We start from the raw sequence: 12,197 nt of genomic DNA on the forward strand, positions 1-12,197 counted from the left end.
CATCGACAATAACATAACTGCTCTCGGTTTAGCCTATAACCTGAGTAAAGCGAGACTTAATTCTCTTTAGATTTTCTTTACGAATCAGCTCTAAAGAGTGGATTTAGGGAATGGATACAATCTCATTGTGTTTGGAAACTAACATTGCAAGCCTCCACATTGATTAGTTAAATACACAATATATATAGTAATCAAGGAAATTTTTGTAATATTCATTTTTTAAAGCATTACAAAACTAGCTTGCGCTTCTTCCTCTAATTCATAACCATTAGCCAGTTTTTCTATTGCTTGATCAATCATTGCCAAACCTTGATCTACTTTTTCAACTACACTTAACTGTCCTCGGAGTTCAGCAGCACCAACGAAACCTTTAGCATACCAAGTCATGTGCTTACGGGCTTGACGCACACCGCGATCGCCTTTATATTCCCATAAGGCTTGTAAATGATCTCTTGCACATTCCAAACGCCCAATTGGTGTTGGTGGCGGTAATATCTCCCCAGTTTTCAGGAAGTGATCAATTTCTCCCACCAAAAACGGATAACCCAAAGTTCCACGGGAACACATGACGCCATCAGCGCCAGTTTGCTCTAAACATTTCACAGCTGCTTCAACGGAGAAAATATCTCCATTCCCAATCACTGGGATAGAAAGCACTTCTTTTACACGGGTAATCCACTCCCAACGGGCATTGCCATTGTATCCTTGGGCGCGGGTGCGTCCGTGTACCGTAATCATCTTTGCCCCTGCATCTTCCATTCGCTTGGCAAAGTCGAGAATAGTAATTTCGTTGTCATTCCAGCCAATACGGGTTTTTACTGTCACAGGGACATCAACAGCTTTTACCACTTCCCGCACAATTGCCTCTGCTACTTCTGGTTGCCGCAATAACGAAGAACCGCCACCATTTTTAGTAATTTTATTTACCGGACAACCCATATTAATATCAACAGTATCAGCACCTTCGGCAACTGCCTTGATTGCTGCTTCTGCCAGAAAATCTGGACGGCAATCAAATAGTTGAACGCTAATTGGGCGTTCATTTGGGTCTACCTCCATGATTTTGGGTAACTGCTTGACATAATGCAAGCCCGTAGCATTCACCATTTCGGTATACATCATCGAATCTGGGGCATAGCGACGCACGAGACGGCGAAACACCATATCTGTCACCCCAGATAGAGGCGACTGGAGAACCCGGCTTTTTACCTCAAATGAGCCAATTTTTAAGGGTTGCGACAGCCTAGCTTGAAGAGTGGGAGACAGAGAAATCATAGAAAAAATTAAAAATTGTGGGAACCGAAGATAGCTAGGATATTTAGAGATACTATTTATTTTCGTTGATGTATCTTGACTTAGAGGCTATTTTTGCAGCTTACCGAGCTTGTAATTAAGATATTAGCTTTTAATTTAGCTTCCATGCATCCTTTTTACCATGCCTTCCTCTCTCAATACGGTTCAGATAAGCTTTTGAGTCAGGGGAGGCACAGGAGGAAAGAGAGCTTTAGTACGATAATCGCAAGGGTTCGGAGATTGCTTCACTTCGTACCCTTCTCTACGAGAGGCTGCGCCAACGGGAACGCCAAGGGCGAACGCAATGACAACTAATCAGTCGGACATGATATGAAATGGAAATGAACCAGACAGAAATCAGTTTCAAAGCCTCTCTCCGAAACGGAGAGGGGTTTTTTAGGATACTTTTAGACTTTTGAAACAACCTCTTAAAGGATTTCCTTTAGGCTTGAATTAGTCTCTGAATTTTTCCTAATTAGAAACGGATAAATGAACAGATAAACACCGCTGACTGCCAGTGTTGACATAAAAAACAAAAAGGACATTTCAATCAGATCGTGAATCCAGGGAGCAAACCATCCCAGCAATCCTCGATGCTCTAAAAAATCGGTGGAGTTGAAGCCATACTTGACTAATTTGCCGTTATGAGCATCGATATACCATTCAAACAAACGTTTTTGATTTTCAAATCGATAAAGACCTAAATTTGGTAGATAGGCAATTTCATCAATCTCTTTTAGCGTATTAATCCCCTCTGGATGTAGAGAGATTAATGCTTGCGAAGCCTGTTCCAGAGAAAGTAAAGACCTGGTATTTTCTGCAACAGTTTGAGTGGGTGGTTTCCCGTCAACTGTAGGTAAACCAGAACTGAAAACAGATGGAAGGGCAATTATTTATATTAAGTAAATTCCAATCACTACAGCAAAATAAAGCCCAACCCATCGATGAATTGTTCTCGACCATTTTGAAAAGAACTGCTTAATTTTCATGATATCTCCTTAACCTTGACAGAAAATTCTGTACCCCCTTTCAAATCCAAAGTTGATGACCGATAACCATTAGCAGGGTTTTGCAAGAACTCAACATAAGGTTTGAGCGACTCCTTAAAAGTATTGACATTATCAGAAATAATGACTCCGCCTGGTCGGATCAACGGATCTAGAATTTTCAACACATCCAAGGCTAAGTGTGTCCAACCATCAATCAATACCAAATCAACTGTTTGATTTAAGGTTTTTAGTGTTTTTAAAGCATCACCTTCTCGAATATCCACATAGGTTTCTAGTCCGGCTTCGGCAAGATTTTTTCTAGCTTGTAAAACTTTCTCATGCACAATTTCTGTGCCAATAACAACGCCGCCGCCATTGTCCCTCACAGCAGTAGCTAGATATATGGTGGAAATCCCAAATGAAGTGCCAAACTCAACAATTGTTTTAGCATTAATCGAACGGACTATCAAATACATTAATTCCCCTTGGTCTGGTTCAATAGGAATGTATTTATCGTTGTAAAATTCAGTTTTTGTCTGATCCCACTTAATGCCCTTACCCAAAAATAAGCCAATAAGCTTCGGCAAATAGTGGAGAATTAATCCACCAAATTGCTTATTAGCTTCTGCGTGCAGTCGATTTAAAACAGTTTCAATTTTCGTGTCATTGAGTGCGCTTGCTTTAGACATTTTGCTCATATTTATCAATAATTTTTCAGATTATTTCAAGGTAAATACTCCGTACTTCTTGAATACTTTACCTGGTTTAAGCTTGTCTATGCCTTCAACGATCGCAATTAAATCACCGCTAGCAGTTAAAATGTGAAAGTTTCCTTTTACAGTCTCAAACTTGTATTGTTGTGGTTGCCCTGCCAAGGAAATTCTATCCTGAGACTTGGTAAAATTTTGAATCAAAGCATAATCAGCATCTTGCTTACCGACATAAAACGGTTCAGCTTTCGGGTTAGCAACAGTGATGAAGCTACCCAGGAGAAATTCATTGTTTGAACCTTTGTTTGCAATCAAGGTATCGACTTCGCCAACGCCCCAAGTTTTCGGGCGTATGGGAAACTGCCCCTTCTTATCTGATACAATTTCAAAGTTCACGCCAGTCAGGGCAGGAGATTGACCAAACCCAGTCACTGTATCATTGCCACTAGTGCCTGTAAAGTATCCTTCAATTGCTTCTCCTTTGGGATTTTTGCCAGACTTCCCTACTTTTTCATAGTGATCTAACGCAGATTTGAATTTTCCTTCTTGAATCAATTTGCCAACATCGGGATTTGCCAGCAGATAAATTTCTGAGTTGAAACCAGCTTTTTCTTGATTGTCTATCTGAGTTGCTGAGATTTCACTTGCAGTGGGTTGATTCGCTATCGGTGGTTGAGGTGTTGGTTGACAAGCAACAGCGATCGCACTACTGGTAATTAACAAAGCACTGAATAAAAATGATTTCATGGCAATTATCGGGTTAATTGATTGGCAACTAATAGAATGCTTGAGTAGCAGCATTGCAATTAAAATTTCACTGCAATAGCATCAATCATGGTGAAGGATTTGCATACACGTTAGCTTGATGACAGCGGTAAAACCTTGGTTTCAAGAATCAAACCAGCATTGCGAAAGTAGGGCAGTTTAGCAATCCAGGGAATCCATCGCAGGGCATTAAGTCGATGAGGATAACGATAATTTTCCTGCATTAACGAAAGCACCTGGGCGATCGCTAATCCCATTCCATCGATATCACGTTCATTTTTGACAAACCACTGCATCGGCGCACCTAGTTCTGCCAACCATTTAGCGGCTTTTCCTTTACTCACCCCTCCCACGACATCAAACATGAATGTTGCATTGGGAAACCGCTGACGCAATTGATAAATTAATTGCTGGACTTGCTCAACAGTAAAGTACATGAGCAATCCTTCGGCAATAATTAATAGATGCTCGGATGGGCAATTTGGTAACTCGTCCATCCAGTCAAAATCTAAGGCAGAACGGCTGATGAAACGATGCTGTTCTGTTTCACTATCCAACTGACGCCGCAGGGTTGTTACCTGAGGTAAATCTAGATCGATCCAGCATTTGCAGCCTCGCCCAACTCGGTAATAACGAGTGGATAATCCCGCGCCAAGTTCGACTACAACAGCATCAGCATAGCTGGTAATGTGTCGCCGAGCAACTTGATCAAATGCATTTGCCCGCACTGCCCAACTGAGTTGAGAAAGCGGTTGATAAAAGCGATCAAGATCAGTGTCCCAGGCGATCGCTTGCCACCATTCAAACACTTTAGGATCGCAAAACAACGCACCAATCTCACGTTGATGTTCATCTACCCGGGCGCGGGTAGTCATCAGCATAGTACGCGGAACGCCTGTGAGTTTTGTCTTAATTTGAGTCATATTTATGAATGACAAAATAGCAGTTCTAGCGGATGGTGGACTATCTTGAAACTTCCTCTAACTACCCCCCTCAATCCCTCGATGGATTGGTAGGAATAAATCTGGCTAGCTTCCTTTCCCAAGGCATTAGGGAGGGTTCAGCGGGGTTAAAACTGCACCGAAACCGAGCCAATCACCGTGAATGGTTCGCCAAAATTGTTGGCTCCGCTTCGCTGATTCCCTACACTTTCAATGTATTTGACATCACCAATATTTTTGAAGTTAAGGCCAAATCGCCAATTATTGCGTCGATAAAAAATCGCTGTATTGGTCGTGAAATAACTATCTGCCTGATAGCTATTAGCTAAATCCCCCTGTCTTTCACCAACATAATTAAATCCAACTCCCACCCCTAAACCCTGCAAATTACCGCGCTGAATTTCATAAGTTGTCCACAAACTGGCACTATTTTTGGGAACACCATATAACCTATTGCCAACCAATTCGGGATTGGTATCGGCAGTGACTTCAGCATCAATGTAGGCGTAGGAAGCAATCAGTTTCCATCCCGGCAATATTTCTCCCGCGACATCGAACTCAACCCCACGACTGCGCTGTTCTCCAGATGCGATCGATGCAAGCGGGAAGTTGGGATCTGTAACCGGCACATTTTCTTTGGTAATGTCAAAATATGCCAACGTGGCAAACAGTTTCCCGTCTAGCAACTCCGTTTTGACGCCAAACTCATACCCTTTGCCCCGTTGCGGTTCCAGGGGTTGACCCGTTTCTGTATTTGTTGTACTGGGGGTGAAGGATTCTGAGTAACTGGCGTACAAAGATACAGCTTTGCTCGGTTGGTAAAGAATCCCCACACGCGGGGTGAAAGCATCATCATTTTGAGTCGTTTCACCCGGTTGTGTCACCTGCCCCGGCAGACTGACTGTTTTTGATTCTATGGTGTCGTAGCGGATGCCTGCTAACAGCTTCAAATTCTGGAACAGCGAAATCTGATCTTGCAGATAGAATCCCCAGCGATTGGATGTTGTATCAGTGCCGCCAAAGGGCGGTAATGTATCCTCGCTGGGTTTAGTTACCCCATAAACCGGATTGAAAAGATTCAACGGTTGGGGAGTAAAATCAAGCACCGTGAAAGTGTTTGTCACACTATGAATGTAGTCTGCACCTAATAAAAGAGTGTGATTGATAGAACCCGTAGCAAACTCACCCACGACGTTGGCTTGCAGGGTATAATTTTCATCCTGTGCTCTTGGGAAGCAAAGAAGCGATTCACCGTACCTGTTGCTTTGTCAAAGCCAAGGGGAAGGGCAACAACGTTGAAATCGTACTCATAGGAGGAATAGCGAAAGGCATTGCGGAATTTCCAATTCCGATTGAACCGATGCTCCAAGTTATAGCCAACATTTAGATATTCATTTGTCACTGCGTCACTAGGTTCGGAGCCAATGCGATCGCGTGGAATATCAGCAATCCTGTTGCCAATAGCTGGGATACCAAAATCAGCAGGGCGATTATTGTCGAGATATTCCAGTGAAATTCCTAAATCGGTGCGATCGTCTATTTTCCAGGTAAGTGTAGGCGCAATGAAGATTCGCCGATCTTCCTGGTCAAAGTTGCTAAAGCTGTCCAATCTCTGGTACAACCCATTTAAGCGGTAAAGTACTTTACCATCAGCGCTTAAGGGGCCTGAAAAGTCAAAACGAGGCCGCACTAAACCCCGACTTCCCACTTGTACTTCTGTTTCATAAAACGGCCGTGACAATGGCTGCTTGGACACTGCGTTAATCAATCCTCCCGGTTCAATTGTACCATACAAGATGGATGCCGGACCCTTGAGTACTTCAATCCGCTCCAAATTGGCTACTTCTAAAGGCGCTTGAACAACGCCATACCGTCTAAATCCATCGCGCAAAATCGTGGCATCAGTAAACCCTCGAATGCTGAAATCCGCACCAGCCCTGTTGCTTGCACTTCCCTGGTAAGTGACACCACTGACATTGCGGAGCGCTTCTTCTGTGCGTGTGACTTGCTGATCTCGAATTATCTCTTGAGGAACTACCTGAATTGAGAATGGAATATCCCGGATAGGGGTATCAGTTCCAGTGGCAGTGGAGGCATTTGGTACACGATACGTGTCTTGCTCCCCGGTTACTACTAATTCAATCGGTTCATCAGTTTGTGCTGATGGTTGCTCTGGCTTGGTTTGAGTTCCCGGCTGTTGTTGTGCTGGCGGTTGCGGTGGCGTCTGCGCTGAAGATGTAACTGGTATTAACCCGAAGATCAAACCTTCATCGCTATCAAATAACTCAACAGTAGGTAAACCCGCCTCACCCGTTACCGTTACTCGGATAGTATTGGCATCCAGATTTATTACCGTTATCTCACTAAGACCCGTAATTGGTTTGTCTGAATGAAATGTGAATGCATCGCCTGACGGCAAACGTAGTTGAGCATTGGGAATATCAGTGATAAAACTATTGCCAGCACTGCGGTTTACCACTTGCAACTGTTGACCAATGGAAGTCTGTAAAATAATCTCCACACCCTTAGAGGTAGGATTTGCCTTGACTCCCGTCACTTGCACAACTTCTGAAGTCGGCAGTGTTTCTGGTGCTGGGGATTGTACTAACTGTTGAGCGCTGATGCGAGGAAATTTTACTTCACCCAGTCTTGGAATCTCTCTAGTCATTCTAGAATTGAGTAGTGCTGATCCAACAGATTTACCCTGTGGTTGTTTGTTTACTTCAGTCGCCTTTACACTTATTGCAACCCAGAACCAAATAGAGCTTGTGACTAAAACAATCTTTAATATTTGCTTCAATACCATTTTTCACCCCTACACCTGCTCTCCACCTACTACTTACTCTCAATCAAGCAGCAAATAGCTGCTGCTTGATGAAATTTAGTAATTAGCTACTTGAGAATAAACATTACAGGAAATAACTACTCAATTGCAAATAATTCTCAGAATTTATTGACAAACATAGATGACACTAAAAAAAGACGCTACCCAGCAGTCAAACTCAGATAGAACCAGATGTTAGCGCAGCTAGGCGTAGCCCATTACCAATTACGAATGATTAATTTGGGGATATGACTTGCAGAATAGGCAATCAAGTCAGCACGATGAGTTTTCAATTCCGACTCAGTTCCATAGCCATAGTTAACGCCAATTGAAGTAATGCGATGCAGAATCTAAGTAAGTCGGCGCTAATATTTAAAGCTATGTTAAGAAATTTAAATATAGGGCGCGTTATCTCTGAAAGTACGGCACCATCAACGATTCAAGGTGCGTTAACCTACGGCGTAACACACCCTACTTTTACTTCAAGTTTATATTTATTTTGTGATTTCAGTTACTTTTTTCACACATAATGTATTACTGAGATTTGGGCCGTTGCGATTTTACCGTGAATACTACTGATAAAAATTTGCCATGCCGACTGCTTCCCGCAGTCGGCATGGCAAATTCATAATGGTTAAGTTGCAATTTAGCCGTGAGTTGCACTTTGAGGGGGACGCGAAACAACTTTTTTGGCTAAACCCAAAGTCTGCAAAACTAGGATACTCCACCAAGTAACATCAATTTCCCACCAAGACAACCCAGATTTTGCCATGTGGGGATAAGTATGATGGTTGTTGTGCCATCCTTCTCCATAAGTAACGATGGATACCCACCAAAGATTACGAGCGCCATCATTGGCATCAAAGGTGCGATAACCCCACAGGTGTGATGCTGAGTTCACAAACCAGGTTGAGTGCCAAAGCAAGACACATCTGACAAACACTCCGTAAATCACAAAAGACCATCCTCCTAAGACATAAAGCAGCAACCCAAAGGGTATTTGCAACAGCAAGAAGTAGCGATCCAGCCAACAATAATAAGGTTGTCTTGCTAGGTCAGGGGCATATTTTATATAGGTTTCATAGTCAAAAAATTCTGGACGTGGGTAGAAAATCCACAGGATATGGCTCCACCAAAATCCTCTTTGAGCAGAGTAAGGGTCTAAATTGATATCTTCCGTGTGGGCGTGATGCTGGCGGTGTCCACCTACCCAAAAAATTGGCCCGCCTTGCAAAGCCAGCGCTCCAATTAGGGCGATCGCATACTCTAACCACTTAGGAACTTGGAAACTCCGATGGCTCAGTAGTCGGTGATATCCCAGGCAAATACCAATGCTCCCGAATAACCAGTGCAGAAACACTAGCAAACCTAATGCTGGCCAAGAGAAAAACCAAGGAGCCAGAAGTGCTAAAGCATGAAATGTAGCAAAAAATACTACATTTGTCCAACTGAGCTGAGGTGAGTTGCCTCTCTCAGGGGCAATGGCTTCTCTACGAGACGCTACGCGAACGCCAACACCTTTGGCGAACGCCCCAAAATTTGCGGTCATAAAAATTCCTGTTGATGGATGAGGAACGGATTTGCTTTTTCTTGGGCATAATCTCACAGGGATTTACCCGCCCTGTACACCAGTTCGTTACAGTAGAGTCAAGCAAGTATCACTTACATTTGTTATGCTAGCAGAACTCTAATTTTCCTGCAAGTGCCACTTGCATTTTTCTATGTCATCTCAACTCATTTCCACTCGTCAACGCCTGATTCAAGCTGCACTTGAGTTGTTTTCTGCTCAAGGAGTTAGCGCTACCACAACCCGCCAAATCGCTGAAAAAGCCGAAGTCAACGAAGTGACTCTATTTCGGAATTTTGGCAATAAGCATGGACTGCTTTTAGCTGTGCTGGAAGAGTCCGCAGCCTTCAAGGATTTAGGTGAGTCGCTGGTGCGACGGGCAACGCCTCCGGGCAATGTCTACCAAGCTCTTAAAGATTATGCAAGTGATAGCTTACATGCATTAGAACGAGTGCCAGAGTTCGTCCGGTCTGTGGTCGGTGAAGCCGACCAATTCCCGGCAGAAAATCGCCGCGCACTAGGTAGGGGAGTAACAGAGGCAAACCGCTATGTAGCTCAGTATTTAGCTACTGTAATCCAGCAAGGACACTTAAATACCTATTTACCCGCAGAAAAATTAGCCAGTTTGCTGAATGGGATGATTTTAGGATATGCCGTAATTGAGTTCACCAGCGAATTTCACGAACTTTGGGAGGATCGGGATGATTTTCTGGAAAATTTGGTGGAGTTGTTTTTACATGGAGCCATGTCATCTTCGGCGGAATCAGCAACCAACTCTTTACAAAAAGGGTTGACTACCACAGAAGTAGCTGATTTGCCTGCTAGTTTAGTTCACGAAATTCTGCAACAAGCCAGAAAATGGGGAGTACGAGATTATGCCTTGGCTTATGTGTTATTTGGGGCTGGATTATCCGCCACAGAAATAATTAGCTTGGAGCGATCGCACCAAATCTATGATCCTCAAGGGCACTTCCTGCAAATCACAATCCCAGGATTTGTCCGTCAAGTACCTGTGAATCAGTGGATTCTGTGCAAACGCTACGGCTCTTTCACCAATAATCCCTTAATTAAATGGCTGAAAAGCCGTAAAGATGCTCAAACAGCTATGTTTTTGAATGAAACAGGCAAACCACTGTCAGAATCAGAACTTCAGACACGTTGGCAAGTCTGGAGCGAGGGACTGTTAACTCCCCAAGGACAAAGACCAGCTGTAGCTCAGGCACAACAAACCTGGCGCGTAGAAATGTTAATGCGGGGGATCAGCTTGGAAAACCTGAGTATTTTAACAGGTTGCGATCGCACCCAATTACAACCTTATGCACGCCGAGCCAAAGAAAAAGCCGCCCTAGAGCAAGCCACCCGTCTGGATCATAAGCCAGGATAGGGGAGTGGGGATGAGGGAGATGGGTAAATAAGGGGAATAACGGGACTTAAACAAAACTGAAGAAATAATAGGAAAGCGATCGCCCCATTTGTAACCAGATAAAGGAACAATTATCAACATGATGCAGTTAAACGATTAAGGTAAAACAACAGAGGCTTCTGTACCATTGTTGTTTGCACCATTCAAGAATGTAGCTGTACTATCGGATGGGGATTGGGTGTTGCTCAAACGGCGTGATAAATTTTTGCGTTGCTTGCCTCCCGCCTGGACATATTGCAAACTGTCTTTACCATAATGAGTAGCCACACTCATTAACATCTTTTCAGAGTAGCCGCGCAATTCTTCTTCAGTGAGAGAAAGGCGACCTGTCATTTCATCCAGGGTAGAGAGTAAAGTGTTGTAGGTTGATAGCTGAGTTTGCAAGATTTGGATGCGGCTGTCGTAGTCTGTCAAACTCAATCCGTTGCCAAATTCTAGCGTAGGGCTAATTGATCGCATTCCTGCAATTCGACGTAGAGCTTTTTCGAGAGTGGGTGAACTGCGTTTTAGTCGTGCCATGAAATGCGCTCCTGAAGTAGGTTATAGGGTTACTGCATATACTCTAGCCAATGCAACCATAAACTTCTCTGAGAAATAATTCGGAAAAATTAAAGCTAATTGACATCGACTTAATTATTTTTAGTAAATTATACTGAATTTTTTATTTTATTTGTCAAAAAAGCTACTTAGAAATTAGCAACAAATACCTCAAAGTCGTGTTGGAGTACTTCAAAGTCATGTCGAGGTACTTGAAAGTCGTGTTGAAGTACTTCAAAGTCATGTCGGGGTACTTGAAAGTCGTGTTGAAGTACTTCAAAGTCATGTTGAGGTACTTGAAAGTCGTCTTGGAGTACTTGAAACTTGTGTTGGAGTGCTTCAAAGTCATGTTGAGGTACTTCAAAGTCATGTCGGAGTATTAGAGGATGGTTTTCTTTGGCTTAACCGGACTTACGGCGAAGGCGATCGCGCTGAAGAGGATGATAAATATAATTCAACGTTACTAATTAATCCAGTCAGAACTCAAATACCAACTTATGATCCTAAGTTGGTAAAACACACTTATATGGTGACACCGCTCACAAGCAGGAGTAATGAATACTTTCAGCCATTCATTCTACTTAATAGGCCTTAAATGTAGCGCAACGACTATATATATTAATGTAACGAAAGAAGCTTTCATTTACTCAGCCAGCTTACGTACTTTACTTCATAGATTGGCGTGAATTTTACTTTTCAGACATCTTCTAACATTGATTTTTATGGGTTCTGGGTATGAGGCAAGAAACCATTCAATAATCCAAAGTTGGTAAAAGTCCAAATTAAGAGTGCAACACCTATCCTACTTCACGCACAGTTTTGTAGCCTCATCAGGAGAGCGACTTCCTAGCTTAGATATCCAGCTACTACAATTGTAAGAATTATTAAACTTCAATACGCCATTAATATTTTCAATTCCGGGAATGCGAATAGATGTATTGTTGTAGCTGCCATCTATTTTTATACAAGTTGCTGATAACAAATCCCCACTTTCAACTTTAATATTAGAACAACTTTTTTGATAGCTACTAGAACTGTAAGAATTATTCAACGTCAATACGCCATTAATATTTTCAATTCCGGGAATGCGAATAGATGTATTGTTGTAGCTGCCATCTATTTTTATACAAGTTGCTGATAACAAATCC

At 42.8% G+C, this 12,197-nt stretch carries 11 protein-coding genes; 2 read left to right on the plus strand and 9 right to left on the minus strand.

What is annotated here, in order from left to right; all coding sequences use genetic code 11:
• Positions 1–219: 219 nt before the first annotated feature.
• From dusB to V7K85_RS11235, 7 genes are all read right to left on the minus strand, one after another.
• Positions 220–1,275 carry a tRNA dihydrouridine synthase DusB gene (gene dusB / locus V7K85_RS11205; RefSeq protein ID WP_334813567.1) on the minus strand — a complete coding sequence of 352 codons (1,056 nt, stop codon included), beginning with the start codon at positions 1,273–1,275 and terminating at the stop codon, positions 220–222.
• 1,003 nt (positions 1,276–2,278) lie between these two features.
• A complete protein-coding gene (locus V7K85_RS11210; RefSeq protein WP_334813569.1) occupies positions 2,279–2,971 on the minus strand; it encodes an O-methyltransferase in 693 nt (230 codons plus the stop codon).
• A gap of 30 nt (positions 2,972–3,001) precedes the next feature.
• Complete coding sequence (locus tag V7K85_RS11215) at positions 3,002–3,739, minus strand: hypothetical protein (protein ID WP_334813570.1); 738 nt, start codon at positions 3,737–3,739, stop codon at positions 3,002–3,004.
• 110 nt (positions 3,740–3,849) lie between these two features.
• Complete coding sequence (locus V7K85_RS11220) at positions 3,850–4,680, minus strand: class I SAM-dependent methyltransferase (protein ID WP_334813572.1); 831 nt, start codon at positions 4,678–4,680, stop codon at positions 3,850–3,852.
• Positions 4,681–4,826: 146 nt separating this feature from the next.
• Positions 4,827–5,888 carry a TonB-dependent siderophore receptor gene (locus V7K85_RS11225; RefSeq protein ID WP_334813574.1) on the minus strand — a complete coding sequence of 354 codons (1,062 nt, stop codon included), beginning with the start codon at positions 5,886–5,888 and terminating at the stop codon, positions 4,827–4,829.
• Positions 5,843–7,504, minus strand: coding sequence for a TonB-dependent receptor plug domain-containing protein (locus V7K85_RS11230; protein WP_334813576.1), 1,662 nt, complete (start codon positions 7,502–7,504; stop codon positions 5,843–5,845). Before V7K85_RS11230 ends, V7K85_RS11225 begins: the two co-directional genes overlap by 46 nt.
• A 664-nt stretch (positions 7,505–8,168) precedes the next feature.
• Entirely contained in the window at positions 8,169–9,071 is a 903-nt protein-coding gene (locus V7K85_RS11235; RefSeq protein ID WP_334813578.1) for an acyl-CoA desaturase, read from the minus strand.
• 172 nt (positions 9,072–9,243) lie between these two features.
• Here V7K85_RS11235 and V7K85_RS11240 point away from each other — a divergent pair, with 172 nt between their 5' ends.
• The gene (locus tag V7K85_RS11240) at positions 9,244–10,473 is read left to right on the plus strand and encodes a TetR family transcriptional regulator (protein ID WP_334813580.1); all 1,230 of its coding nucleotides are present in this window, start codon (positions 9,244–9,246) and stop codon (positions 10,471–10,473) included.
• A gap of 135 nt (positions 10,474–10,608) precedes the next feature.
• Here the strand turns inward: V7K85_RS11240 and V7K85_RS11245 are convergent, their stop codons facing one another.
• Complete coding sequence (locus V7K85_RS11245; RefSeq protein WP_334813582.1) at positions 10,609–11,031, minus strand: hypothetical protein; 423 nt, start codon at positions 11,029–11,031, stop codon at positions 10,609–10,611.
• A gap of 352 nt (positions 11,032–11,383) precedes the next feature.
• Between V7K85_RS11245 and V7K85_RS11250 the strand changes: the two genes are divergently transcribed.
• On the plus strand, positions 11,384–11,644 hold the full coding sequence (locus V7K85_RS11250; RefSeq protein WP_334813584.1) for a hypothetical protein: 261 nt from the start codon (positions 11,384–11,386) through the stop codon (positions 11,642–11,644).
• A 207-nt stretch (positions 11,645–11,851) separates the two neighbouring features.
• On the opposite strand, the gene V7K85_RS11255 is transcribed toward V7K85_RS11250, so the two are convergent.
• Positions 11,852–12,197 (minus strand): CVNH domain-containing protein (locus V7K85_RS11255; protein ID WP_334813586.1); only part of this gene is annotated, 346 nt, incomplete at its 5' end.

Source organism: Nostoc sp. (assembly GCF_036917615.1).
Taxonomy (GTDB): Bacteria; Cyanobacteriota; Cyanobacteriia; order Cyanobacteriales; family Nostocaceae; genus Nostoc.